24 protein-coding genes are annotated in these 25962 nt (G+C 72.3%); 9 read left to right on the forward strand and 15 right to left on the reverse strand.

Features of this window, described 5'->3' with window-relative positions:
* The first annotated feature begins 16 nt into the window (after nt 1–16).
* Nucleotides 17–1408, forward strand: coding sequence for an APC family permease (locus NV263_RS02750; protein WP_263250813.1), 1392 nt, complete (start codon nt 17–19; stop codon nt 1406–1408).
* A gap of 38 nt (nt 1409–1446) precedes the next feature.
* Entirely contained in the window at nt 1447–2373 is a 927-nt protein-coding gene (locus tag NV263_RS02755; protein WP_263250814.1) for an aldose 1-epimerase family protein, read from the forward strand.
* 55 nt (nt 2374–2428) lie between these two features.
* Here the strand turns inward: NV263_RS02755 and NV263_RS02760 are convergent, their stop codons facing one another.
* Entirely contained in the window at nt 2429–3559 is a 1131-nt protein-coding gene (locus NV263_RS02760; protein WP_263250816.1) for an acyl-CoA dehydrogenase family protein, read from the reverse strand.
* 121 nt (nt 3560–3680) lie between these two features.
* On the opposite strand from NV263_RS02760, the gene NV263_RS02765 reads away from it, so the two are divergent.
* The 3 genes from NV263_RS02765 (at nt 3681) to NV263_RS02775 (ending at nt 6905) form a co-directional block, all read left to right on the forward strand.
* Nucleotides 3681–4301, forward strand: a complete 621-nt coding sequence (locus tag NV263_RS02765; RefSeq protein ID WP_263250818.1) for a TetR/AcrR family transcriptional regulator — start codon at nt 3681–3683, stop codon at nt 4299–4301.
* The gene (locus tag NV263_RS02770) at nt 4298–5227 is read left to right on the forward strand and encodes a carbohydrate kinase family protein (RefSeq protein WP_263250820.1); all 930 of its coding nucleotides are present in this window, start codon (nt 4298–4300) and stop codon (nt 5225–5227) included. The genes NV263_RS02765 and NV263_RS02770 overlap by 4 nt, the downstream gene beginning before the upstream one ends.
* Before the next feature lie 373 nt (nt 5228–5600).
* A complete protein-coding gene (locus NV263_RS02775; RefSeq protein WP_263250822.1) occupies nt 5601–6905 on the forward strand; it encodes a citrate synthase in 1305 nt (434 codons plus the stop codon).
* A gap of 100 nt (nt 6906–7005) precedes the next feature.
* On the opposite strand, the gene NV263_RS02780 is transcribed toward NV263_RS02775, so the two are convergent.
* From NV263_RS02780 to NV263_RS02795, 4 genes are all read right to left on the reverse strand, one after another.
* Nucleotides 7006–8184 (reverse strand): ABC transporter permease, encoded by a 1179-nt coding sequence (locus NV263_RS02780; RefSeq protein ID WP_263250824.1) that lies wholly within the window; start codon nt 8182–8184, stop codon nt 7006–7008.
* Nucleotides 8181–9092 (reverse strand): ABC transporter ATP-binding protein, encoded by a 912-nt coding sequence (locus tag NV263_RS02785; RefSeq protein ID WP_263250826.1) that lies wholly within the window; start codon nt 9090–9092, stop codon nt 8181–8183. Before NV263_RS02785 ends, NV263_RS02780 begins: the two co-directional genes overlap by 4 nt.
* Before the next feature lie 217 nt (nt 9093–9309).
* Nucleotides 9310–10902, reverse strand: a complete 1593-nt coding sequence (locus tag NV263_RS02790; RefSeq protein ID WP_263250827.1) for a glycerol-3-phosphate dehydrogenase/oxidase — start codon at nt 10900–10902, stop codon at nt 9310–9312.
* Between the two features lie 25 nt (nt 10903–10927).
* Entirely contained in the window at nt 10928–11545 is a 618-nt protein-coding gene (locus tag NV263_RS02795; protein ID WP_263250828.1) for a TetR/AcrR family transcriptional regulator, read from the reverse strand.
* 16 nt (nt 11546–11561) lie between these two features.
* Here NV263_RS02795 and NV263_RS02800 point away from each other — a divergent pair, with 16 nt between their 5' ends.
* Complete coding sequence (locus NV263_RS02800) at nt 11562–13205, forward strand: FAD-binding oxidoreductase (RefSeq protein WP_263250829.1); 1644 nt, start codon at nt 11562–11564, stop codon at nt 13203–13205.
* On the opposite strand, the gene NV263_RS02805 is transcribed toward NV263_RS02800, so the two are convergent.
* The 9 genes from NV263_RS02805 to NV263_RS02845 form a co-directional block, all read right to left on the reverse strand.
* The gene (locus tag NV263_RS02805) at nt 13186–13923 is read right to left on the reverse strand and encodes a GNAT family N-acetyltransferase (RefSeq protein WP_263250830.1); all 738 of its coding nucleotides are present in this window, start codon (nt 13921–13923) and stop codon (nt 13186–13188) included. The two genes, NV263_RS02800 and NV263_RS02805, sit on opposite strands and share 20 nt — an antisense overlap.
* Before the next feature lie 7 nt (nt 13924–13930).
* Complete coding sequence (locus NV263_RS02810; protein WP_263250831.1) at nt 13931–14347, reverse strand: hypothetical protein; 417 nt, start codon at nt 14345–14347, stop codon at nt 13931–13933.
* Entirely contained in the window at nt 14340–17180 is a 2841-nt protein-coding gene (locus NV263_RS02815; protein ID WP_263250833.1) for an FtsK/SpoIIIE domain-containing protein, read from the reverse strand. Before NV263_RS02815 ends, NV263_RS02810 begins: the two co-directional genes overlap by 8 nt.
* A 120-nt stretch (nt 17181–17300) precedes the next feature.
* Complete coding sequence (locus NV263_RS02820; RefSeq protein ID WP_263250835.1) at nt 17301–17552, reverse strand: hypothetical protein; 252 nt, start codon at nt 17550–17552, stop codon at nt 17301–17303.
* Nucleotides 17553–17556: 4 nt separating this feature from the next.
* On the reverse strand, nt 17557–17817 hold the full coding sequence (locus tag NV263_RS02825) for a hypothetical protein (RefSeq protein ID WP_263250836.1): 261 nt from the start codon (nt 17815–17817) through the stop codon (nt 17557–17559).
* 151 nt (nt 17818–17968) lie between these two features.
* Nucleotides 17969–18391 (reverse strand): hypothetical protein, encoded by a 423-nt coding sequence (locus NV263_RS02830; protein ID WP_263250838.1) that lies wholly within the window; start codon nt 18389–18391, stop codon nt 17969–17971.
* A 33-nt stretch (nt 18392–18424) separates the two neighbouring features.
* Nucleotides 18425–18769 (reverse strand): PRC-barrel domain-containing protein, encoded by a 345-nt coding sequence (locus NV263_RS02835; protein WP_263250840.1) that lies wholly within the window; start codon nt 18767–18769, stop codon nt 18425–18427.
* Nucleotides 18770–18935: 166 nt separating this feature from the next.
* A complete protein-coding gene (locus NV263_RS02840) occupies nt 18936–19742 on the reverse strand; it encodes an alpha/beta hydrolase (protein WP_263250842.1) in 807 nt (268 codons plus the stop codon).
* Between the two features lie 38 nt (nt 19743–19780).
* Nucleotides 19781–20491 (reverse strand): DUF4232 domain-containing protein, encoded by a 711-nt coding sequence (locus tag NV263_RS02845; protein WP_263250843.1) that lies wholly within the window; start codon nt 20489–20491, stop codon nt 19781–19783.
* A gap of 366 nt (nt 20492–20857) precedes the next feature.
* Between NV263_RS02845 and NV263_RS02850 the strand changes: the two genes are divergently transcribed.
* Nucleotides 20858–21649: a GH25 family lysozyme gene (locus NV263_RS02850; protein ID WP_263250845.1), complete on the forward strand. Its 792-nt coding sequence runs from the start codon at nt 20858–20860 to the stop codon at nt 21647–21649.
* A gap of 104 nt (nt 21650–21753) precedes the next feature.
* Here NV263_RS02850 and NV263_RS02855 read toward each other — a convergent pair whose 3' ends face one another.
* Entirely contained in the window at nt 21754–22836 is a 1083-nt protein-coding gene (locus NV263_RS02855) for a copper resistance D family protein (RefSeq protein ID WP_263250847.1), read from the reverse strand.
* Between the two features lie 940 nt (nt 22837–23776).
* Between NV263_RS02855 and NV263_RS02860 the strand changes: the two genes are divergently transcribed.
* Both NV263_RS02860 and NV263_RS02865 read left to right on the forward strand, forming a co-directional pair.
* Nucleotides 23777–24721: a DMT family protein gene (locus tag NV263_RS02860; RefSeq protein WP_263250848.1), complete on the forward strand. Its 945-nt coding sequence runs from the start codon at nt 23777–23779 to the stop codon at nt 24719–24721.
* Complete coding sequence (locus NV263_RS02865) at nt 24718–25953, forward strand: glycosyltransferase (RefSeq protein ID WP_263250850.1); 1236 nt, start codon at nt 24718–24720, stop codon at nt 25951–25953. The genes NV263_RS02860 and NV263_RS02865 overlap by 4 nt, the downstream gene beginning before the upstream one ends.
* Nucleotides 25954–25962 lie beyond the last annotated feature (9 nt).

A 25962-nucleotide genomic window follows, 5' to 3' on the forward strand; every position in this document is an offset into this window, starting at 1 on the left:
CGCACACTGCACAGCTATGGCCAACGACACGTCTGTGCACGACGACCCGCCCCGCAGCGCGGACGGGCCCGGCCTGAAGCAGGCCATGGGCCCGAAACTGCTGCTGTTCTTCGTGGTCGGCGACATCATCGGGACCACGATCTACGCGCTCACCGGCAAGATCGCCGCCAAGGTCGGCGGTGCGCTGTGGCTGCCGTTCGTGGTCGCCTTCGCGGTCGCGTTCCTCACCGCGTTCAGCTACCTCGAACTCGTCGGCAAGTACCCCAAGGCCGGCGGTGCCCCGCTGTACGTGCACCGGGCCTTCGGGATCAACTTCCTGACGTTCATGGTCGCGTTCGCGGTGATGTGCTCCGGGATCACCTCGGCGTCCTCCGGGGCGCGGGCGGTCAGCGGCGACTACCTGGAGGCGATCTTCCCCGGCACCCCGTCCACGGCGGTCGCGATCGGTTTCCTCGTGCTGATCGCGCTGATCAACTTCCGCGGGGTCGCGGAGTCGGCGAAGTTGAACGTGGTGCTCACCGCGGTCGTCCTGATCGGACTGGCGTTCGTGATCGCGGTCGGCGCCTACGCGGTGTTCGGCGGCAGCACCAGTCCGGAGCTGTCCCCGGACCCGGGCAGGTTGCTGCAGTTCAACACCGACGCGGCGCCGCTGCTGGCGGTGACCTCGGCCACCGCGCTGGCGTTCTTCGCCATGGTCGGTTTCGAGGACACCGTCAACATGGCGGAGGAGACCAAGGACCCGACGCGGACGTTCCCCCGCGCGGTGCTGTGGGGCATGGTCATCACCGCGTCGATCTACCTGCTCATCGCGCTGATCAGCTCGACCCTGGTGCCCCCGGACGTGCTGGCGCGCTCCAGCGCCCCGCTGCTGCTGGTCGTGCAGGCCGCGGCGCCGTGGTTCCCGCCGGTGCTGTTCTCGGTCATGGCGCTGTTCGCGCTGAGCAACACGGCGTTGATCAACATGATGATGGCCAGCCGCCTGCTCTACGGCATGGCCGAGGAGCGGATCATCCCGGAGCAGTTCGGCCGGGTCCACCGCCGGACCCGGACCCCGTGGGTGTCCATCGTGTTCACCAGCGCCATCGCGATCGTCCTGGTCAGCTCCCTGGACATCGCCGAACTCGGCGGGACCACGTCGTTGCTGCTGCTGGTCGTGTTCGCCTGCGTCAACGTCGCGGTGCTGGTGCTGCGCCGCGAGGAGGTCGAGCACGAGCACTTCCGGGCGCCCACCTGGATTCCCGTGCTCGGCGCGGTGACCTGCCTGTACTTCGCCAGTCCGCTGGCCGGGCGGCCGCTGGTGGAGTACGCCATCGCCGGAGTCCTGCTGCTCGTCGGGCTGGTGTTCTGGGGCGGCAACCAGCTGGTGGTCGGTCGGCACGACTTCGACGCGGGCAAGCTCGGCAAGTGACGGGGCACGGGCGGCCCGCCCGCCCTAGAGTTGGCGGTGTGCATGATCCTGTTCCCGCCACCGGTCGGCAGTTCGAGATCGTCTCCGGCGCCGCACGGGCCGTCGTCACCGAGGTCGGCGCGGCACTGCGGGTGTTCGAGGTCGACGGCGTTCCCCACGTGGAGAGCTACCCGGCGGACCGCCTGCCGCCCGGCGGCGCGGGCGCGGTCCTGGTGCCGTGGCCGAACCGGGTCGCCGACGGGCGCTGGAACCTGGAGGGCGAGCCGCAGCAGCTCGCCCTGACCGAACCGGCGCGGCACAACGCCATCCACGGCCTGCTGCGGCACACCGCCTGGACGGTCGTGGAGCACGCCGATTCGACGGTGGTGCTGCACGCCATGGTCCCGGCCCAGCCCGGCTGGCCGGTGCCGCTGCTGACGTCGGTCGGCTACGCGGTCGACGACACCGGCCTGACCGTGACCCACACCGTGGAGAACCTGGGGGCCCGCGCGACGCCGTTCGGTCTCGGCGTCCACCCGTACCCGCGGGCGGGCGGTGCGGCGACCGACGACTGCACGCTGCGGCTCGCGGCGTCGAGCATCCTGCCGGTCGACGCGGACCGGCTGCTGCCGAGCCGTCCACCGCGGTCGCTGGCGGGCGACGAGGTGGAGCTGCGGACCGGTCGCCGACTGGCCGGCCTGCTGCTCGACACGGCGTTCGGCGGTGCCGCCCCGGCGCCCGACGACCCGGCCCAGCTGGTCCGGCACACCCTCGCGGACCCGACCGGGCACGGCGTCGAGCTGTGGGCCGACCCGGTCTTCGGGTGGGTGCAGGTCTACACGGCCGAGGACTTCCCCGGCCGCGGCCGCGCCGTGGCGATCGAACCGATGACCTGCCCGCCGGACGCGCTCAACTCGGGCACCGACCTCATCACCCTCGCACCGGGCGAGACCTGGATCGCGCGCTGGGGCCTGCGGCCGTTCTGAGGGCGTGCCTGGGAACCCGCTCCCGGCACCGCCACGCAACGTGAGTTCGAGTCACTCACTTTGCCAGGTGGCGGGCGATGACCAGGCGCTGGATCTGGTTGGTGCCCTCGAAGATCTGCAGCACCTTGGCCTCCCGCATGTAGCGCTCGGCGGGGAAGTCCCGGGTGTAGCCCGCGCCGCCGAGGACCTGGACCGCGTCGGTGGTGACCTTCATCGCCGCGTCCGTGGCGACGAGCTTGGCCACCGACGCCTGCATGCCGAAGTCGAGCCCCGCGTCGCGGCGCCGCGCCCCGTCGAGGTAGGCGGCGCGGGCCGACTGGACCGCGGCGGCCATGTCGGCGAGCAGGAACTCCACGCCCTGGAACTCGATGATCGGGCGGCCGAACTGGTGGCGCTGCCGCGCGTGGTCCACGGCCAGGTCCAACGCCGCCTGGGCCAGCCCGACCGCGCACGCGGCGATGCCCAGCCGTCCCGAGTCCAGCGCGTGCAACGCGATCTTCAGCCCCTCGCCCTCCGCGCCGATGAGCCGGTCGGCGGGCACCCGCGCGTCGTCGAGGTGCAGTTCGGTGGTGGGTGACCCGGTGAGGCCCATCTTGTGCTCGGGCACCCCCGCGGACAGCCCGGGAGTGGTCCCGTCGACCAGCAGGCAGCTGATGCCGTCGTCGGTGCGGGCCATCAGGGTGTAGAAGTCGGCGACGCCGCCGTGGGTGATCCACGCCTTCGTGCCGGTCACCGAGTACTCGGCACCGTCGAGCCGGGCCCGGGTGCTCAGCGCCGCCGCGTCCGATCCGGCGTGCGGCTCGGACAGCGCGTACGCGCCGAGCAGCGTGCCGCCGAGCATCCCGGGCAGCCACCGCTCGCGCTGCTCGCGCGTTCCGCGGTGGGCGAGCGGGAAGCAGGACATCGTGTGCACCGACAGACCGACGCCCACGGTCATCCAGGCGCTGCTGAGCTCTTCGAGCACCTGCAGGTACACCTCGTACGGCTGGGCTCCGCCGCCGTACTCCTCGGGGTAGGGCAGGCCGAGGAAACCGGCCTCGCCGAGCAGCTGGAAGACGTCGCGGGGGAACTTGCCCGCGGCCTCGTCGCCCGCGGCCCGCCCGGCGAGTTCGTCGCGGGCGATCTCCCTGGTGAGGGCGAGCAGGTCGGTGGCTTCCCGGGTGGGGAGCAGACGTGGGACGGCCATGGCGGATCGCGCTCCTGGTGGTGTGCCGGTCAACACAGCAATACTGCACCCAGTACTACAGGACGGACAAGAGTACCGGGACGGGCACGGGGAGCCCGCGCGGCTGTGGCAGGCTCGAACGGTGACCACGTCCGATCTCTCCCGCCGCAGACCCGTGAACGCGCGGCGCGCCGAGCTGCTGGACCGGCTCCGCGACCTGTTCCTCGCGGAGGGCTTCGCGCACTTCACGCTGGACGAGCTGGCCGCGCGGCTGCACTGCTCGAAGTCCACGCTGTACACGCTGGCCGACAGCAAGGAGCAGCTGGCGGTGCGCGTGGTGGCGCACTACTTCAAGTCCGCGACCGAGGCGATCGAACGGCAGGTCGCCGAGGTCGACGACGTGCGCGAGCGGGTCCGGGTCTACCTGGCGGCCGCGGCCGAGGAGCTGCGCCCGGCCTCGCGGGAGTTCATCGACGACATGGGCGCCAACTTCGCCACCCGCTCGACCTACGAGGCCAACGCGCACGCCGCCGCCGACCGCATCCGCGGCTACATCGCCGAGGGCGTGCGCCTCGGGGTGTTCCGCGAGGTCCACGCGGCGCTGGTCGGGGAGATGGTCGGGCGCACCGTCGTCGGCATCCAGCGCGGGGAGATCGGCGAGCGCACCGGGTTGTCGGACGCCGAGGCGTTCGCGGCGTTGTCGCAGTTCCTGCTCGGCGGGCTGACCGGCGAGCGGGCACCGAGGGAAGCGGAGGAGAAGTGATCGTCATCGGCGGCGAGGCGCTCGTCGACCTCGTTCCGGATTCGTCCACTGCGGACGGTGAACTCGGCCCGCTGCACCCGAGGCTCGGCGGCGGCCCGTACAACGTCGCGATCGCGTTGGGGCGACTGGGAATCCCCGTCGGCTTCCACGCCCGGCTGTCCACCGACCAGTTCGGCGACAAGCAGTTCGAACGGCTCAAGCGGTCCGATGTGGACGTGAGCCTGGTGCGGCGCGGCCCGGAGCCCACCACGCTGGCGGTGGTCGGGCTCGGCGAGGACGGCTCGGCGCGCTACAGCTTCCACACCGAGGGCACCGCCGCCTTCGCCGTTACCGACCAGGAGTTCCCCCCGGACACCGCGGCGGTGTGCCTGGGCACGCTGGGCATGGCCGTGGAACCCGCGGCGAGCGTCTACGAGGCGGTGCTGTTCCGGGAGTCCGGCCTGGGCCGGTTCGTGGCGCTGGACCCGAACATCCGGACGGATCTCATCGCCGACCGGGACGCCTACCGGCGGCGTTTCGAGTCCTGGCTGCCCGCGCTCGGCCTGCTCAAGGTGTCCGAGGAGGACGCCGCGTGGCTGGCCGACGGCACCGACGTGCTCGGCGCGGCGCGGGACTGGCAGCGGCGCGGCCCGGCCGCCGTGGTGCTCACCCGCGGCGCCGCCGGGATGGCGGCGGTGGCCGGCGACGACGTCGTCGAGGTGCCCGGTGTGCGGGCCGAGGTCGTCGACACCATCGGGGCAGGTGACACCGTGCAGGCCGCGCTGCTGGCCTGGCTGCACCGCCGCGGCGCGCTGTCCGCGGACGCGGTGCGCCGCCTGTCCCGGCAGGAGTGGGAGGAGGCGTTGCGCTTCGCCGCCTCGGCCGCCGCCGTCACGGTCTCCCGGGCGGGCGCCGAACCGCCGTGGGCCGCCGAGTTGGAGCCCTGACCACCGGCGGGGTGCGGGAGTGCACCCTGTGAGCTCAACCGCTCCTCCTACCGGGGGACCAACCGGGGTTAGCCCGTTCGGGTGGGTGCGGTCGTCACGATGACGGTCCTGTCCGGTTTCGGAGCGTCGAGAACCGGGCGCGCGGACCGCGCTGATGTGATGTGATCGTGGTCCCACCTGCCAAAAAGCCGAAACGCGGTTGCTGCGCGAGCACCCCACCGCGGTCTAGCGTGACTACTGACAGGACCCCAACGGGGTGGTGCTGCGGTGGGTCGGACACCCCGGCCGCGCGCGGGCGACAACGCAGCCCAGCCGACCGGCTCGGCAAGTCGTCGGCGACAGTGCTACCCCGACGAGCGCGAGAGGTTCCCGAATGCCCGACGACGTGACCGCCAAACGTACCGTCGCGCTGCGCTATGACGCCGGCGAGCACGAAATGCAGGTGAAGCAGCCCACCGAGGGCGCTGCTGGCGTGGACCTCGGCAAGCTGCTGGCTCAGACCGGTTTGGTGACGTTGGATCCGGGCTTCGTCAACACGGCGGCCTGCACCTCCGACATCACCTACATCGACGGCGACGCCGGCATCCTCCGCTACCGCGGCTACCCCATCGAGGAACTCGCCGAGAAGTCCAACTTCATCGAGGTCAGCTACCTGCTGATCTACGGTGAGCTGCCCACGAAGCAGCAGCTGGACGACTTCAGCGAGCGCATCCGTCGGCACACCCTGCTGCACGAAGACCTCAAGCAGTTCTTCGACGGTTTCCCGCGCGACGCGCACCCGATGCCGGTGCTGTCGTCCGCGGTCTCCGCGCTGTCCACCTTCTACCAGGACAGCCTGAACCCGTTCGACAAGGACCAGGTGGAGCTGTCCACCGTCCGCCTGCTGGCGAAGCTGCCCACCATCGCGGCCTACGCCTACAAGAAGTCGGTCGGCCAGCCGTTCCTCTACCCGGACAACTCCCTCGGGCTGGTGGAGAACTTCCTCCGGATGACCTTCGGATTCCCCGCCGAGCCCTACGAGCTCGACCCGGTCATGGCCCGCGCCCTCGACCTGCTGTTCATCCTGCACGCCGACCACGAGCAGAACTGCTCCACGTCGACGGTCCGGATGGTCGGCTCGTCGGAGGCGAACCTGTTCGCCAGCATCTCGGCCGGTATCAACGCCCTGTTCGGCCCGCTGCACGGCGGTGCGAACAGCGCGGTGCTGGAGATGCTGGAGGGCATCCACCGCAACGGCAGCGACGTGGACTCGTTCGTCGAACGGGTCAAGAACAAGGAGCCCGGGGTGAAGCTGATGGGCTTCGGCCACCGGGTCTACAAGAACTACGACCCGCGCGCGGCGATCATCAAGAAGACCGCCGACGAGGTGCTCGGCAAGCTGCACGTGAACGACCCGCTGCTGGACATCGCGCTGCGGCTGGAGGAGAAGGCGCTCGCCGACGACTACTTCGTCGAGCGCAAGCTGTACCCGAACGTCGACTTCTACACCGGCCTGATCTACAAGGCCATGGGTTTCCCGACGAAGTTCTTCACCGTGCTGTTCGCGCTCGGCCGCCTGCCCGGCTGGATCGCGCACTGGCGGGAGATGCTGGAGGACCCGGCCCGCAAGATCAGCCGTCCGCGCCAGGTGTACACCGGCGCCGCCGAGCGCGCGTACACGCCGATCAACCAGCGCTGAATCGAAACCTGAATCCAGTCGGAACGCCCGCTGTTCCGGCTCGCACCACGGCCCCGGACCCCGCCCACTGCGGCGGACCCGGGGCCGACTCGCGCGCGGGTCAGCCCGCGCGCAGCGCGTCCCGGAGCCGGACGCGGGCGCCGGTGCGCAGGACCGCGTTGGAGTAGATGCGGGCGCCGGTGCGCAGGACCAGCCCGATCGCCGCGAGCGTCAGGACGACGGACAGGGCGACCTCCCAGAGCGGGGCGACGCCCAGCGCGATGCGCATCGGCATGAGCACCGGCGAGAACAGCGGAACCAGGGAGAGGACTTCGGCCAGCGCGCTGTCCGGCGCGGCGGGCAGCACCGAGACGCCGATGACGAACGGCGCGACCAGCAGCATCGTCATCGGGCCCACGACGCTCTGCAGGTCCTCCTGCCGGGAGACCAGCGAGGCGCCCGCCGCCATCAACGTCGCGTACAGCGCGAACCCGAGCAGGAACCAGGCGACCGTCCCGAGCAGGCTCCCGGACAACGCCCCCGAGGGCACCGAGAGCTTCCCGGACGCCGCGGCGCCGGTGGCGCCGACCGCGGTGATCACCACCAGCTGCAGCAGCGTCACCGCACCGATGCCGAGGACCTTGCCCGCCAGCAGCGGGGTCGGGCGGATCGTGGACAGCAGCAGTTCCACGACCCGGCTGGACTTCTCCTCGACCACGCCCTGGGCGACCATGTTCCCGCCCATGAGCAGGAACATGTAGAGCAGCACACCGGAGACGATCGCGACGGCGAGCCGTTCCCCGCGCAGCGGGTCGGTGCTCTCCAGGCTGCGCACCGCCACATGCGCACCGGACGTCCGGGCCAGCACCTCGGACGGGTCCAGCCCGGCCCTGGTCATCTCGTCGTCGAGCGCCCGCTGCCGCAGCACGCCTTCCAACGCGCCGCGGAGCTTGTCGTCCGGCTCCTGCTTGAACACCAGCCGCACCGCGTCGGGGATCCCGGTGAGCAGCGCGTCCAGGTCGCCGTCGCGGACCAGCCGCTCCCCGGCGGCGGCGTCGGGGACCTGGCGCAGTTCGATCGGCTCGCCGAGCTGCGCCGACGCCACCTGGAGCTGCCGGGCGACGGCCATGTCCCCGGCGGGGACGCCGACCGCGGTCGACCCGCCCTGGCGGCCGAGGAACGTCATCAGTCCGATGTAGGCGGCCATGATGGCGATGATCGACACGGTGCCCACGACGAACGCCCGGCTGCGCAGCCGGGTCAGCACCTCGCGCCGCGCGACGAGCAGGACGGAGTTCATGCGGTGGGCTCCTCGGTGACGACGTTGCGGAACAGCTCGGTCAACGACGGGCGGCGCCGGGTGAACTCGCGGACCGCGCCGGCCGCCATCGCGGCCTTGAGCACCGCCTGGTCGTCGGCCCCGTCGGTCAGCCGCAGCGTGGTGCGCGTCCCCGCGACGGCCACGACGTCGACACCGGGCACGCCGTCGGCCCAGTCGGGCGCGGCGTCGGGCACGTCGACGAGGAGTTCGGCCGGTCCGGCGTCGCGCAGCTCGTCCACCGTCCCGCAGGCCACCATCCGTCCACTGCGGACGATGCCGACGCGGTCGCAGAGCCGCTGCACCAGGTCCAGCTGGTGGCTGGAGAACACCACGGGGACGCCGGATTCGCACTTCTCCCGCAGCACGCCGCTCATCACGTCGACCGCGACCGGGTCGAGCCCGGAGAACGGTTCGTCGAGCACCAGGACGACCGGATCGTGCACCAGCGCCGCGGCCAGCTGCACGCGCTGCTGGTTGCCGAGGCTGAGCTTCTGGACCTCCTCGTCGCGCCGGGCGGCCAGGCCCAGCCGGTCGGTCCAGCGCAGCGCCGCGTCGCGGGCGTCCGCGCGGGACAGGCCGTGCAGCTCGCCCAGGTAGGCCAGTTGCTCGGCGACCTTCATCTTCGGGTAGAGGCCGCGTTCCTCGGGCATGTAGCCGATGCGGCGGCGGATCCGCAGGTCCAGGGGTGAGCCGTGCCAGCGGACCTCTCCGGAGTCGGCGGCGAGTACGCCGAGCGCGATGCGCATCGTCGTGGTCTTGCCCGCCCCGTTGCTGCCGACGAACCCGAACATCTCCCCGGCGCCCACCGCGAACGTCATCTCGCGCAATGCGACGACGTCCCCGTAGCGCTTGGAGATCCGGTCGATCTCCAGGCCGCGATCCGCCACGACGTTCCCCCTTCGGACGGCTGCGGCCCATTGTGCTCGGCGGATGCCCGGGAAACGGGCGTTTGGCGAAAGTTTCTCAGGGATCCGCCACCGGCACTGGCGCGCACCCGCGCACGAGGTGGGCATACATCAGGAGGGGCTTCCGCAGTCGAGACGGCCGCTGAGGTTCCGCTTCCGGCACCGCCTCGCACAACGAGTTCGAAGACAGGCTCTCAGCTCAGCCGTCGACGCCGCGCAGGGCCCGTTCCACCAGGTTCTCGACCGCGGGCAGCGCCGCCTCCCGCTCGGCGGCGACGAGGCCGACGCGGCAGCGGCGGTCGAGCACGTCGGCGGCGTCCAGCGCGCCCTCGTGGCGCACCGCCCACAGCACTTCCGCCGCGCTCAGCGGCAGTCCGGGCGCCACCGGCTCGGCCAGCTCGGCGTCGAGCTCGGCGAGCGCGGCCACCCGGGCCGCCTCGGTGCCGTACTTGGCGACCAGGCGCGGTTCGGCCTCGACGTCCGCGAGGTGGTCCCGGTCCGCCGCACCGACCAGCGCGATCGCGCGGGTGCGCGAGGGTCCGGCCGCCAGGCCGCGCGCCGCCACCGCGGCGTCGACGGCGTCGGCGGCCATCCGGCGGTAGGTGGTGAGCTTGCCGCCGACGACCGTGACGACGCCGTCCGGCGAGGTCAGGACCGCGTGCCTGCGGGAGAGGTCCGCGGTGCCGCTCCCGCGCCGCCCGCCGCGCCCCGGCGGGTTCTCCAGCAGCGGGCGCAGCCCGGCGAACGACCCGAGCACGTGGCGGCGTTGCAGTGGACTCCCGAGCACGTCGCGGACCGCGCTCAACAGGAAGTCCACATCGGACTCCGGCACCTCGGGGACGGACGGGATCGGCCCCGGCACCGGCTCGTCGGTCAGCCCCAGCAGCGCCCGGCCGTCGGGCTGCGGGACGAGCAGCAGGAACCGGCCCGACTCCTCGGGGACCGGTGTCACCAGGGCCGTTCCCGAGAGCCCGGCGGCGTCCGCGTCGACCACCAGGTGCGAACCCCGCGACGGGCGCAACCGCACCTCGCCGGCCAGCTCGCCGGCCCAGACGCCCGTCGCGTTCACCACCGCGCGGGCGCGCAGCCGCAGCTGCTCCCCGCTGGCCCGGTCCACCGCGTCGGCACCGCCCCCGTCGACGGCGTCGACCCGGACGCGGGTGAGGATCCGCGCGCCGAAGCCCGCTGCGGTGCGCGCCAGCGCGACGACCAGCCGCGCGTCGTCGACGAGCTGGCCGTCGAAGCCGAGCAGCCCGCCGCGCAACCCGGCGGCGCGGACGCCGGGCACCAGCGCGAGCGCTTCGGCGGCGGGAATCCGCCGCGGCGCCGGGAGCACGTCCGACGGGGTGCGCGCGCTGCGGCGCAGCGCGTCCCCGGCGTGCAGGCCCGCGGACAGCACCAGCTCGGAGCGCCGCGAGACGCCGCGGTGCAGCGGGATGAGCTGCGGAAGCGTGCGGACCAGGTGTGGTGCCGTGCGGGTCATCAGCACGCTGCGCTCCACCGCGCTTTCGCGGGCCAGCGCGACGTCGCCGTGCGCGAGGTACCGCAGGCCGCCGTGGACGAGCTTGCTGGACCAGCGGGACGTGCCCCAGGCGAGGTCCTCGGCTTCCACGAGCGCGACCGACAGGCCGCGCGCGGCGGCGTCCAACGCCACCCCGACGCCGGTCACACCGCCGCCCACGACGAGCAGGTCGACCGCTTCCTCGGCCACGGCGGACAGATCGGCGGTCCGCCGCGCGGCGTTGAGCGACGTGGCGCGCAGCGAACCGGCGGGCAGGGGAGTGGTGGTCATGGCGACTCCGGCGGGTCTGCGGTGGTCAGGGGGCGAGAGCGGCGTCGAGCATGCGGGCGAGTTCGTCGTTGAGGGCGGTGGGGTCGTCCTGGGCGGCGGGCACCGCAGACACCACGAAGGACTGGACCATGAGCAGCAGCGCCCGCGCCTGGACGGGCGGGTCGCCGGCGCGGATGGACTTGTCGGCGTGGCCGTGGGCGACGTGCTCCCGGAGGAACCCCTCGGCGGCGAGCTGGGTGCTGCCGAGGCGTTCGACGAGGTAGGGCAGCAGGAGCTCGGCGTCGGTGCGCAGCACCCGCCGCAGCAGCGGTGCCGACTGCAACAGCCGAACGGCGTGGACGGTGCCCGCGACCAGTCGTTCCCGGGCGCTGCCGTCGCCCGCCGCGTCCCGGGCCCGGTGCAGGATCGCGGTGAACTCGGCGGTGATCAGCGCGGTCACCAGGCTGTCCACGTCCGGGAACCTGCGGTACAGCGTCATCCGGCTGACACCCGCGCGGCGCGCGACGCCGGCGAGCGTGGTGCGCCGCAGGCCGTCGGCGAGGACGCATTCCCGGGCCGCTGCCAGCAGTTCCGCCTCCCCGACGCGGTTCGGCGCCGGGCGAGTGCTGTGACACTGCGGAGTGCTGTGACACTGCGAGGTCATGTGTAACACTGTACTGGTGAGCGGGCTGATCGAGCACACCCTCCGCGGCGGCTGGACCCCATCGGGTGCCGCTGCCGCGCCGTTGTCGGCACACGCCCTGCGCTGGCTGCGCCAGCGCATCGGACTCGCCGAGACCACCACCCCGGCCGTCCCGGCGTCGCTGCTCGACGCCCCGTCGAGCGCCCTGCCGGAGGCGGCGCGCGCGGACCTGGCGTCCGTCGTCGGCGAGCAGCACGTGCGCACCGGCGCCGCCGAGCGGCTGGGACGCGCGGGCGGCCTGTCCTACCAGGACCTCGTCCGCCGCCGGGACGGGCTGGCGTTCGCGGTGCCCGACGGCGTGGTGCTGCCCGCCGACCCGGCCCAGGTGCAGCAGGTCCTGGAGTGCTGCGCGCGGCACGACATCGCGGTGGTGCCGTTCGGCGGTGGCACCTCGGTGGTCGGCGGGGTGGCCGCGCTGCGCGGTGACAAGCCGGCCGTGCTCGCCCTCGACCTGTGCCGCCTGGACCGCCTGGTGTCGGTCGATCCGGTGTCGCGAATCGCCGTGGTGCAGGCGGGGATGCGCGCACCGGAACTGGAATCCCTGCTGGCGGCCCACGGTTTCACCCTCGGCCACTTCCCGCAGTCCTACGAGCGGGCCACCATCGGCGGTTTCGCGGCCACGCGGTCGGCCGGCCAGGCGTCGGCGGGGTACGGCCGGTTCGAGGACATGGTGCAGGGGGTGCGACTGGCCACGCCCGCGGGCGAGTGGCGCCTCGGCGCGGCACCCGCCTCCGCCGCCGGTCCCGATCTGCGGCAGCTCGCCGTGGGCAGCGAGGGTTCCCTCGGGGTGATCACCGAGGTCGCGCTGCGGGTGCGCCCGGCCCCGGAGCGGAGCCGGTACGAGGCGCTGGTGTTCGACGACTGGCAGTCCGGTGCGGACGCCGTCCGCGCGCTCGCCCAGTCCCGGGTGCTGGCCGACGTCACCCGGCTGTCCGATGTGGACGAAACCGAGGTCCAGCTGGAGATGTCCGGCGGCGCGAAAGCCGGTGCACTGCGGACGTTCCTGCGCGCCAGGGGAATCCGGCGCCCGTGCCTGCTGGTGCTCGGCTGGGACGCGGCGTCCCGCGAGGAGCTGAAGCAGCGTCGGGAGCTGACCCTCGCGGCGCTGCGCGGGCACCGGCACGTCCGGTTGGGGCGCGCACCCGGCGAGGCGTGGCGTTCGCACCGCTTCTCCGGGCCGCGCCAACGGGACGCGCTGCTGGACCGCGGGGTCTGCGTGGAAACGCTGGAAACCGCGACGAACTGGGCCGGGCTGGGAGAACTGCGCTCCGCGGTGCGGACCGCGCTGGTGCGGACCCTCACCAGCCGCGGCAGGGCGCCGGTCGTGATGTGCCACGTCTCGCACGCCTACGAGACCGGGGCGTCGCTGTACTTCACCGTGCTGGCCGCCCGCGACGCCGACGACCCGGTCGGGCAGTGGCAGCGCGCGAAGCGGGCCGCGGGCGACGCCATCGCCGGGCGGGGCACGATCACCCACCACCACGCGGTGGGCGCCGATCACCTGCCGTGGCTCGGCGAGGAGATCGGCGCCGTCGGCGAGGTGGTGCTCGCGGCGGCGAAGAACGCCGTCGACCCGACCGGAATCCTCAACCCGGGCAAGCTCATCGCGCCAGCGCGGTGACGGACCGGTAGCGGAACCCCAGTCTCCGGTACACCTTCAGCGCTGCGGTGTTGTCGGCGTCGACCATCAGCGTCACGGCGCCCTCCCGGGCCAGTTCCCGGGTCAGGAACGCGCAGACCGATGTGGACAGTCCGCGTCCGCGGTGGTCGGGATGGGTGGCCACCCCGGCGATGAACCGGACGCCGGGCGCGGGCCAGGTGTCCGCACCGACGGCGAGCAGTTCCCCGTCGGCGTCCCGCACACCCGCCCACCGCCGGGCGCCCGGATCGTCCGGGAACACGTAGGAGCGCGGATTCGCCTTGCGCAGCAGGCAGGTGACGGCCTCCTCGTCGCTCGGCGCCAGCCACTCGACGTCCGGTGCCGGCGCGGTGGGCGGCTCCGCGACGAGGTGCATCCAGCCGAACGTCGCCCGGACCCGCAGGTCGAGCCGGGTCGCGACCTGGTGCGCCAGCGCCGTCGCGGCCAGCGGCCGCAGCCGCTCGCCGGCCAGCGACGGCATCGTGCGGGAGAGCAGTTCGGCCGCGTCGTCGGCGGGTCCGGTGAACACCAGCCGGTCGTTGCGGTTCAGCTCCGGCGCGTGCACCGCGACCGCCTCGCCGAGCCGCCAGGCCGCGCCCCGCTCGTGCGGGTAGTCCTGGGTCAGCGCCTGGGCGGCCCAGCGGACCACCAGGTCACCGGTGGCCTCGGCCACCTCGGCAGGGGAGCGCAACTCGTGCATGCACCGATCATGCCCCGTCGTCGTCGCGGTCCGGGACCGCCGATGACTTCCGGCGCCGGGGCAGCAGTGAACCGCGCTGCTTGCTGACCGAGTCGACGAGCGCCAGCAGCGCTTCCTGGACCGCCCGGCGCGACTCCTCCGGGGTGGCGGGTGGCGCGTCGAGGTCCGGTTCGGGCATTCCGCTGACCCGCATCCACTTCTCGTGCCACAGCTTCTCCATCGCGGCGTGCCAGCTGCGCCGCACGTCGGAAACGGCCTGCGCGCGGGCCTCGTCGGCTTCCTTGATGCGCTGCTGCCCGGCCGCGACGACCTTGGTCAGCTCGTCGGCGCGCTCGTTCTCCGCTCTGCGCTGCCGCTCCGCCGCGCTGTTGGCCAGGTCGGTCAGCTCCCGGTACCGGGCCGACGCCGGGTTCCGCTCACTCACCGGCTTCCTCCCGTGCCCCGCTGCGCTCGTCCGTCGACTCCCGCGGAGTGGGCACCGCGGGTCCGCGGTCCACCAGGTCGTCGAGGTCGAACGGCAGCACCACCTCGGGCCGCGAGTGCACCGAGCGGTCGAAGAACAGCCCGCGCCGCGCGCGGGGCGACCAGTTGACCACCTGCCCGGCGGCGAACTGGGACAGCTCCTGCCCGTGCACGTCGAAGGCCACCCACGCGCCGATGTCGTCGACCGGCCCCATGCCCAGGGTGTTCTTGACCCGCTGCGCGCTGCGCCACCAACCGATCACGTGCACGCCCCGCTCCGGGCCCTGCTTGAGGATCGTGCGCAGCTGGTCCAGCCCGCTCACCCGGGTCTGCGGGTCCTTCTGCTCCAGGCGGGTCTGACCGGCGTCGGCGGCGTAGAGCACCAGGAAGCGCGGGGCGTCCGAGCCCGACCGGCCGTCGATCGACCCGGCGATCCCGGTCAGCGCCTCCTCGATCCCGTCGAGCCCGGTGAACTCGACGTCGTGGCCCTGGGACCGCAACGTCCCGACGACCCGGCGGGCGTCGTCCTCGGCGTCGTCGAGCAGCCCGGCGATGGTGAACGAGACCCCGCCGGGGCGGTACTGGCGAGCCAGGGACAGCACCGCGGCGCCGAGCACGCTGGTCGCGTCGAGCTGCACCGAGCCGATCACCGCGATGTTGCGCCCCGGAGAGCGGCCCAGGCGTGCCGTGGCCGCGGTGCCGTTGACGTCGATGACCTGGCCCAGCAGCGCTCCCGGGACCTGCGTCGGCGGTCGCAACGCGGCGAAGTTGTCCACTGTGGACAAAGACGGCAGCAGTGATCCGTCGAACAACCGGGGCGGCACCGGGTCGTCGGCTTCCCGCGTCCAGCGCTCCCACAACCGGGTTTGCAGCTTGTCGAGGGTGTCCTTCGCGGTGGCGTCCGGGATGCGCGCGATCTCGTTGCCGTGCTTGACGCCCGACTCGTGGTTGACCACGGCGTGCCAGCGCGGCAGCTCCAGCGCGGCGAGGTTCTGCTCGGCGAGCACCCGCCGCGCCTTCGGCAGCGCGATGCGCAGGATGAACTGCTCGAAGATGGCCGGCTTGCCCCAGAACGCCTCGATCCCGGACACGTCCTGGCTGGCCAGCACCAGGTGGATGCCCTGCGACCGGCCGCGCCGCGCCACGTCCTCCAACAGCGTCGTGGCCTGCGCGGAGACGGTGTCGCGCTCGGCGAACAGGTACTGGAACTCGTCGATCACCGCCACGATCCGCGGCCACCGCCCGTCCGGGTCCTCGGCGCGCAGCTCCTCCAGCTTGGTGACCTCGTGCCGCTTGGCGGACTCGGCGCGGCGGCGCATCTCCTCGGCCAGGAACCGCAGCAGTGCCAGGCCGAACTCGCGGTCGGTGTTGACGTTGACCCCGACCAGCTGGGCGTGCGGCAGCCAGCTCGGATCCCGCTTGCCGGGGGTGAACTGGGCGAAGGACACGCCCTCCTTGAAGTCCAGCAGGTAGAGCTCCAGCTCGTCGGGGCTGTAGCGGGCGGCGAGCCCGCCGAGCATCCCGTACAGGAAGTTCGTCTTGCCGGATCCGCTGGGACCGCCGATGAGCGTGTGCGGACTGGCGTCGCCGAGCGTCACCCAGACCGGCTCGCCCTCGGCGAAGCCGACCGGCGCCTGCAACCCCGACGTCGACCGGTTGGCCCACAGCTGCTCGGGAACCAGGTCGTCGAAGGTCCGCACCCGGGCGCGACGCGCCTCGAAGGCCCGCGCGATCTCCGCGCACGCCTTGGTGACCTCACCGCGCGGCGGGGCCTCGTCGAGCCGGACCTCGGCGGCGGGCCCGGTCATGCTGGTGCGCGCCAGGTCCTTGCCGAGCAGCGTGACCGACTCGATCGCGCTGTTGACGGTCAGCGGCAGGTCGACGACGACGAGCTGGATGCCGCAGGCGAGCCCGTTGCGCGCGATGCGCTGCAACTGCTGCTGCTGTTCCTCCTTCAGCGGTTGGCCGTCGCCGAACAGCACCGCGACGCGCCACGGTTCGGATCGGTGCCCTTCGGCCTCGGCGAGAGCTCGCAGCGACGTGTGCCCACCGGCCAGGGCGCTGGTGTGGATCCGCCGGATCTGGTCCGACAGCGTTTCCAGCATCTCGTCCAGCCGCGTCGGGTCGTGCGCGGTCAGCAGGCCGGCACCGGTCAGCGGGTACAGGCCGGGCAGCGTCCCGGTCAGCTGCGCGACGTCCCAGACGTGGATCCGCACCAACCCGGGCTGGAAGTGGCTGATCAACCGCAGCAGCAGGTTCTGCACCAGGTCCTGGGCGACGTCGTCGGACGCGCCGGTGCTGGTGATCCGCAGGTGCGACTCGTCGAGCAGCGGCAGCGCGGCCGGGAACGGGCGCGGGTCGGGCGAGTCCGGCACCACCGCCGTGCCGATCCGCCACAGCTCCGGCGGCGGCATCGCCGTGTTCGCGTCGCCCACCTGGCCGAGCCAGTCCCGCCACGGCAGCCCGGCGGAACCGGGCGCGGCCTCGCGCACCAGCTCGTCGAGACCGCTCGGGCCGCGCGCGGTCCACTCGGCGAACGCCTCCTCGCGCTCCCGCAACGCCTCGCGCAGCGCCGCGTCGAACTCGGGGTTCGGGCTCTCGGTGATCTCCGCCGGATCGCGTTCCGCGGCGGCCACTCCGGTCTGGGCGATGCGCAGCGCGAACTCCTGCCGGGCGCATTCGGCGACAACGCGGGAGTGCTCGTTCTCAGCGGCGCCGAGGGCGGTGGCGATGGTGGAACGGAGTCGCTCGAAGGCTGCCTCGATGCGACCACGTCGCTCGTTGCGTTTACGCACACCCCACCTCGGGACACGTGTCACGGACCGTGAGCAAAGTACCACCCGGGAGTCGGGCGGGCCGAATCCGTGCAGGTGACGGTTGGCCGAATTCTCCCGGGAGCCGCCGGGATTCCGCCGTCACAGCCGGGACGCGAACGTGCGGAGCAGCTCCTGCACGTGCTCGATGAGCTCCTGGGTCCGTTCGAGCTGGTCGTCCGCGCGGGCGAACCCCGGCGGCACGACGTTCTCGGGGTGCTCCGGGTCGAGCCTGGCCAGCGCCGCCCGGGTCGCGTCGAACTCGCGGCGCCCGGCGGCGAGCTGCCCGCGGGCCTGGTCGAGGCGTTCCTCGACCAGCCGCAACGCCTCGATCAGTTCGCCCAGTGCCGACACGGCGTCACAGCCGTCCCGCGTAGTTCTCGGCCGAGGTGATGCTCGCGTGCACGGTTCCCTGCACGGTGTTGATGGTGTGGATCGCTTCGGCGAGCATGCCCTGGGCGTGCTGGATCTCCTCCTGGGTGCTGCCCTGGGTGGCGGTGGTGAGAGCCTGCTGCGCCTCCTCCAGGGAGAGGGCCGCCTGCTGCAGCGCGGCGACTCCCTCGGAGCACTTCTGGTTGGCCAGCGCGATACCTGCGCGAACCTCTTCGACGCCTGCCATGGTTTTCTCGGGCCCTCCGGTCGCACGAGTCGTGCCGAATTCGCTGTTCTGCGACCAAGTTAGCGTCCTCGTTCACCGAGCACGCAGGCAGGTCGTCGAAGTTGATCACGGCTCACCGACGCTGCGTGATCACGGCTGGATCGTGGTTACCTCATTCGGACGAAGAGTCCACTTGCGACACTCGGCCGGTCAGGACCTGCCCGTCGGACCACACCTCGACCAGCATCCGCTCGCCGCCCTCGACCAGATCGCCCATCAGGTCGGGGTGGTCGACCACCGTCCAGGCGGTCGGCGGTTCGCAGGACACCCGGTGCCGGGCGAAGTCCGGCCCGAGCTCGCGCAGGAAGTTGCGCACGGTGCGGGACAGCGCGGCCACGTGCCTGCCGGACTCCGCGCAGTCGCGGCGGATCGCGACCGCCCAGCATCCCGGTTCCTCGTCGGAGCAGTCGGCGCAGTCGACGATCCGCCCGCCGGTGCGGTGCACCAGGTCGCGGCAGGCGGTGCGCGCCGCCTGCTCGTCATCGGCCGCCACGACGACGGTGATCAGCATGTCGAGTTCGGTGTCCTCAGCCATCGCGAGGGGCATTCTTCCGCATCCGGCCGCGCGTCATTCCGGCTGATCGGCCGCGCCGGGATCGTCGGCTTCGAGACCGTAGTAGCGGTAGAGGTCACGGCCCTCGGAGTCGGAGAGGTGGCCGTGTTCGGCCTCGACCCGCGGGGCGTTCTTGACGCGCTCCTTCGACACCTCGACGCGCAGCCGGTCCTCGGCGGTGGAGGCGCCGACGAGCGGGACGAACATCTCCCGCACGCCGAGCAGGCCGATCCGCACGGTGACCCACTCCGGCTGGTGCGTGTCGTCGTCGACGTAGACGTTGCCCACCCGGCCGATGCGGTTGCCCTCGTTGTCGACGACCGTGGTGCCGATCAGGTCCTGAGCGCGCTCGACGTTCATGACAACCTCGCTCGTCCGCAGTGGCCGACCACACCGGGTCGACGCCCTCACCAGTGATTTCACGCTGCGGCCGAGAGAGATTGCCTGCAACTGCGCAAGCGACACGCCTCACTCGATCAGGTATTGATCGCTGGAACGAGCGGCGAATACTCGCGAATAATAAAATTCAGGAGTTGAGCTGCCGCCCGACGAAGGTCAGGACGTCGTTGACGACCTCGCTCCGGTTCGTCTCGTTGAACAGCTCGTGCCGGGCGCCCGGGTAGATGTGCTCGTGGAACTCGCGGCCGCGGATGCGGTCGATGCCGGTGCGCGTGTCGGCCTCCGGAACCAGCTCGTCGTCGTCGCCGTGCAGCCACAGCGTCGGGCGCTCCAGCGCCGGGCCCTCGTTGATCCGTTGCAGGCACTCGTCGATCGCCCGCAACGTCGTCCGCTTGAACGGTCCGTGCCACACCAGCGGATCGGCCACGTAGTCCTGCCCCACCTGCGGATCGCGGGACAGCGTGTCCGGATCGATCGGTGTGTCCGGGATTTCGGCGTCCTCCAACAGGTCCAGCACGTGCCAGGTGCCCAGCACCGGGGCGGACAGCACGACCGCGGCGACGTGCTGCTGGTGCAGCTGCCCGTAGCGGACCGCGAACATGCCGCCCAGCGAGTGGCCGACCAGCACCACCGGGAGGCCGGGGTGCGCGGCGCAGACGTCCTTGCGGACCTCCTCCAGGTCGGCCACCACGGTGTCGGCGTCGGAGATCAGCACCCGCTCTCCCGGAGAGCGGCCGTGCCCGACGTGGTCCGGTGCGCACACCACCGCGCGAGCGCCGACGAGCTGCTCGGCGAACCACTGGTAGCGCCCGGAGTGCTCGCCGTAGCCGTGCGCCACCAGCGCGATCCAGCCGGGGTTGCTCGCCGTCCACGTCCGCACCGCGAGCGGTGCGCCACCGCGGCCGACGACCTCACTGTCCGTTGGTTCGATCATGGGGCCACCCCAGCACACGGCGGCCGATCGAGCCAGTGTCAGCGGTGGTAGGCGCTGCCGTCGATGGAGCCGAAGCCGCACACCGGACCCAGGTTCCAGGTCACCGTGAGCGGGTCGGTCTCGTCGGGCGGGGTGACGTACGCGCGCACCGGGGTCGGCTGGCACTGGCCGTCGGTCGGCTCACCGGAGTGCGGCACCACGGTCCAGTGCAGCGTGGCCTGCGCCGACTGCCCGGGGGCCAGCCGGATCAGCGAGGGGCCGGGGTTCGGGGAGCGCTTCATGGTCGTGGGCAGCGCCTTGCCGTCCGAGCCGAGCAGCTGCATGCCGCCGTAGCCGTACAGCGTGCACGTCTCGTCGCTGGTGTTGCGCAGGACCAGCTCGCCGTACCGCTGGCCCGCTCCGGCGTCGGCTTGCTGGACCGCTCCGGTCAGCATCGAGGTGTGGCAGCGGTCCGCCTGCGCCTGCCGCCCCTGCGCGGCGCGGGACACCTGGGTGTCGTCGGAAGCGGGCCGGGAGCTCGTCGCGTCGCTGTTGCGCTGCGGGGCCTCGTCCTGCTGCGCGGCGGGAGCGGCGGCGCTCGTTGCCGGGGCGGGTTCGACCGGGCTGGCGGCGGGCAGTCGCGCCGAGTCCGCGGCCTGGCCGGACTGCGCGGGGCGCGCTCCGCAGCCCGCCATCGCGGCCACGGCCAGCAGTGCACCGGTCACCTGCAGGGTTCGCACACCGATGATCCCGAATCGTCGCGGGGTCACGGAGACCACCTCCCATCCCCGTCCTGCGGCGGGGTCGTCTGCGGCTTCTGCTGTTGGGAAGACGTCCCGCTCAGCGCCAGGTTGCCCGCCATTGGGGTGGTTCCTGCCGGAACCGGCCCCCACTCTGCGCCACTCGGTCCGGTGACCGCCACCCCGGTGATGGAATTGCTTGCGCGGCGCACGAACGAGCACGAATGCGGAGCGGAAACATCGGAAAGATCAACACATTGCGCCGTCCGGTCGGCGCGCATTGCGCGGGCATCGTCCAATGGGGTGGCGATCTTGACCTGAACGGCGGGAGTGCCCGAATGTTGGTCTTCGATAGTTTGGGTCCGGGCAGGAGGGCCGCGAACAGGGGGTTTGATCATGGCCGCGCGCATTCCCGGCGTCGACGTCTCGAAATTCCAGGGAGAACCGGACTGGGGGGCGGTCCGCGGCGCCGGATATGCCTTCACCTACATCAAGTGCACCGAAGGTGTCGGCTATGTGAGCCCCACCGTCGACGCGCAGCTCGGCGGGGCCCGCAACGCGGGACTCGTCACCGGCCTCTACCACTTCGCCCGGCCGGACACGAATTCACCGCAGCAGGACGCCGCCGACTTCGCCGCCCAGCTGGCCCGGCTGAATTCGAGCGCCGCCGGAAACCTCCCGCCGTGCCTGGACATTGAAAAGGACGGGGCGAACCTCTCGGCCTGGGTCAAGGGATTCATCGACGAGATCCGCGGTCGCACCGGTCGGCACGAGGTGGTCGTGTACGCCTCGGCCTCCTGGTTCCAGAGCAAGCTCGGCACCGACTCCTGGGTCGACCCGGGAGTGTTCCTGTGGGTCGCGCACTACGGCCGTCCACCCGGGGAACCCGGTTACCTGACCGACCGGGTCGCCATCCACCAGCACGCCTCGGACGGGCAGGTTCCCGGCATCGGGGGCAATACGGACCTCAACGTGTCGATGGTCGACCTCCCGGTGCTCACCGGTGCCGCCGCTCCGCCGCCTCCTCCCCAGGCGCCGCCGCAGCAGACCTACGTGGTGCAGCCGGGCGACACGTTGTCCGGGATCGGCGCCAAGCTCGGCGTCGACTGGCGCGCCATCGCGCAGGCCAACGGCATCTCCGACCCGGACCTGATCTACGTGGGCCAGGTGCTCCGGATCCCGCGCTGAGCGCCCGTCGTCGGGCGTTCGGTGCGTCGCGTGCCGATGTCGGCCGCACTCGCGCCGAAGGCCCGTTGCCGAACCCTTCCGGGGCCGGGCTCGACGACGGGAGATCAGACCAGCACGGGCGCGCGGGAGAGCACCGCGCCCAGTCCGTACGCGACGCCCATGACGCCGAGTTCCGCGGCCGCCCATCCGGCGAGCGCGGTGCGCTGGTGCCGTTGGATGCGCGGGAGCAGGCGGAAGCGCAGCTGAGCGGACACGGCCGCCAGCAACGCCATGCACCCGATCTTGAGCAGCACGACGCGGCCGTAGGCGGTGCTCACCAGGTCCGCTGCGCCGACGCCGGGTGTGTTGACCAGCTCGGCGAGGCCGTTGAGCAGACCGGATGCGGCCACCACGGCGATCAAGGCGGTCGCCAGCTTCGAGAAGCGGGGCAACGCCGAGGCGAGCAGCCCGCGGCGCGGCGCGGCGAACAGCACGAGCCCGAGGAGGCCGCCCGCCCACAGCGCCGCGGCGATCACGTGCAGCTGCATCGAGATCATGCCGAGGTCGTGGTAGCGCCAGTCCGTCGCATGGCCGGTCAGCGGCAGCGGGAGGAGACCGAGCAGGGCCACGGCGGTGCGCAGCTCGGCGGGGACCGACTCGCCGAAGCGCATCGCCGCCAGCCCGAGCACCGCGCAGCACAGGGCGACTCCCGCGCTCGCCACGGCGCCCAGCCCGCCCGGGACCGTCGTCACGTAGCCGACGAGCAACCGCGTCGTCAGCGCGCTGCCCGGACTCAGCTCCCTCGCCTGCAACACCAGCGACACCAGAGCGCACACCATCCAGCAGAGCGCACTGATCACGCTCGCGCGCCGGGCCGCGCCCACGACGTGTTCGCTGCGCTTGGGCCGGTCCGGGCCCAACAGCCGGGGGAGCAGGCCGAACCCGACCGTGGCCAGCGCGGACAGGTCGAGCAGCACCCGCGCGGCGGGCAGTCCGAAGTGCACGATCGGCGCCGGGTTCGGCACTCCCGGAACCGTGCCGCCGTCCGTGCCGACCGCGGCGAGCAGCGCCGCGACCAGCGCGCCGCCCACCAGCGCAACCGCGACGCCGCACTTCGCACGGCGGTCGCCCAGGCCCCCACCGGTGCGCGCCCCGTTCCGGCCGGCGGACCGACCGCGCCGACCAGCGGCGTCAGCATCGGCAGCCACGTGCCCATCGTCTCACCCGTGTCGTCGATCTCCGGCCCGCCTCTCGCGATCACGGTTGGTAGCCGAATTGTTCCGGTGCGCGAAGAAGACGAGAAGATGATCTTTGTCGGGTGTAGTTCGGCTCACCGCGATCGACTTCTGGAGATGATCTCCAGTGTTCGGTATTGGTGCTGATGAGGTGATGTTCTCAGCGGTGGCCGGCGACCTGTACGAGCTGGTCGGAGGGGCTGGTGCCGGTGCTCGTCGGGGGGAGAAGTGTTGCTGACAATCTCCTCAGCATCGTTGTTCTACAGTCGTGCACGTGTATCCGGCGGACAGCGCAGAGGAGCACGCGCGGGGTGCGTCCGGCACGGCCCGTTCGCGTGCGGGAGCACCGATTCCGGAGCTCGCGCAGGGAGTGTTCTTTCCCGCAGTTTCGGTGCATCTTCGGCTTTCGTTCACCGGATCGGTTCACGCTTATTCGGACAGCGTTTCCGCCGGGTCCGCAATTCGGCGGCCGACGGCACCGGCCGATCGGCGCACCGGGGCGGGCCCGCGGTTGACCCGGGTGGTGGGTCAGGGTGGCTCAGCCGGTCGTTGTCGCAGGTCGACCAGGCCGTCAGCGGCCCGGTTCCGGGTCTGCGGCAACCCTCGGAGCCGCTGCCGCACCCCGGGTGCGAACCTGGAACGTCTCAGGGAAATTGGGGGTCGGCTCCCGGATGTCGGACCGGCCCGCGAACACGAGATTGAGCGGTGTGGACGGACAGCGAAGACGGGGGTCACAGGTGGTGAGGCCCAGCGCGGCGATCGGCCGGTTCGGCGCTCGGGTCGGCTCGGTGGCGCCGCGCACGCTGCGTCGCGCACTAGGGTGGCCGCTAGTCGGACAGGACCGCTGCCTGGTGAAAAGGACTGACCTCGCCGTGCATCACGACCCGGCCACCGCCGTTGGGCGTGGTCCCCGATGACTGCACTCGCCGTCGCCCTCGCCGCGCTCGGTGCCTGCGGATACGCGCTGGGTGCTCGCCTCCAGCACGCCGCCGTGAACGACGTGATCGGCGACCGCGGACTCGGCCTGCGCCACCAGGCCCAGCTGGTCCGCAACACCCGGTGGCTGCTCGGGCTCGCCTCGCTCGGCAGCGGCGCCGTGCTGCACGCCTGCGCGCTGGGGTTGGCGCCGCTGAGCGTCGTGCAGCCGGTCGGTGTGATCGCCCTGCCGATCACCGTGCTGCTCAACCTCAAGCAGCAGGGCATCCACGCCCGGGACATCAGCCCGCACGTGCTGTGGGCGGTGGTGGCGGCGACCGGCGGCGTCGCCGCCTTCGTGGTGCTCGCCGCCGGGAGCGCGACGGCGACGCCGGTGGCGGGGGCCGACCAGCTGTTGGCCACCCAGTTGGTCAGCGGCGCCGTGCTGGTGCTGGGAGTGCTGGCCGTGGCGACCCGGTCGAGCATCCGGTGCATCTTCTTCGCCGCCGGATGCGCGGTGGCGTACGGGTACGTGTCCCTGTTGATGCGGGCCGTCGTCCAGCAGCTGGACGGCAGCGTCGACCTGCTGGACATCAACCTGCTGCCGCTGCTCGGGATCGGTGCAGCGGTCCTCGCGGGCGGTTGGCTGTTGCAGCACGGGTACGCCAGCGGGCCCCCGGACCTGGTCGTGGCCTGCCTCACCGTGATCGACCCGCTGGTGGCCGTCGGCCTGGGCATCGGCCTGCTCGGCGAGGCCGACCACGTCGGCCTGTGGACGGCGGTCGGCGAGGTCCTGTGCGCGGCGGTGGCGTGCTCGGGGGTGTTCGCCCTGGCCCGATACCACCCCGAGACCCAGGAACGACGAGTGCCCGCGGCGGTCAGCGGCGGCGCTGGTCTCGCCGGACCGAGTTCGACAGATCGTCCTGACGGGAGTTCCCTTTGACTTCGCAACCGTTCAGCAGGCGTCCGCTCCGCATCGTGGTCGGTGCGGTGACCTACCCGCCCGACGTGAACGGGGCGGCGAACTTCGGGCACCGCCTGGCCACCGGCCTGGCCGAGCGCGGGCACGACGTCCACGTGATCTGCCACTCGACCGACCGGCAGCCGCACGTCGCCGTCGAGAACGGCGTGACGGTGCACCGCACGGCTTCGTACGGCTCGCCGCTGCACCCGACGATCCGCGGCTGCCTGCCCTGGCAGGCGGCGGCGCGGGCGGACCGGCTCCTCGCCGAGATCCAGCCGGACGTGGTGCACGTCCAGTCGCACTTCTTCATCGGGCGCGGGCTGATCAACTCGGCGCGGCGCCGCGGTATCGGCCTGGTCGCCACGAACCACTTCATGCCGGAGAACATCTTCGGCTACATCAAGGTGCCGCGGGCGTTGCAGGACGCCGCGGGGCGGATCCTGTGGCACAACCTGGTCAAGCACTACGGCAAGGCGCAGCTGGTGACCGCGCCGACGCCGCGTGCCGTGCAACTGCTCCGGGACAACGGTTTCGCGCGCCCGGCGATGCCCGTGTCGTGCGGCATCGACGTGGACCGGTACCGGCGCCGGGCTCGGCAGTTCCGCAAGCACCACCCGGACCCGGAGGTCCGGACCGTGCTGTTCGTCGGGCGGTTGGACGAGGAGAAGCACATCGACGACCTGCTGCGGGCGATGTCGCTGCTGCGCACCCAGGCCGCCACGCGGCTGGAGATCGTGGGCGACGGCAGCAGGCGCGCGGCGTTCGAGCGGCTCGCCGCCGAACTCGGCATCGCCGACCGGGTGCACTTCGCGGGCTTCGTCAGCGATGAGGAGCTGCTCGACGCCTACGCCCGCGCGGACGTGTTCTGCATGCCCAGCATCGCCGAGCTGCAGAGCCTGGCGACGATGGAGGCCATGTCGGCTGGCACGCCCGTGGTGCTGGCCAACGCGATGGCACTGCCGCACCTGGTCAAGCCGGGCCAGAACGGGTGGTTGTACCCGCCGCGCGACGTGCACGCGCTCGCCCGCGCGATCGACGACATCGTCGACGACCGGGAGACCATCGACCGGATGGGCGCGGCCAGCGAGCGCTTGGTGTCCCAGCACGACATCGACGCCGTGCTCGCGCGGTTCGAGGCGATCTACCACCACGTGATGGACCCGGAGAGCAGTTCGGAGCGCGACGAGGTCCGCGCCGAGCTGGCCAGCTGAGGACGTGCC

Origin of the sequence: Saccharopolyspora rosea (assembly GCF_025643595.1) — a bacterium.
In the GTDB taxonomy this organism is placed as follows: domain Bacteria; phylum Actinomycetota; class Actinomycetes; order Mycobacteriales; family Pseudonocardiaceae; genus Saccharopolyspora; species Saccharopolyspora rosea.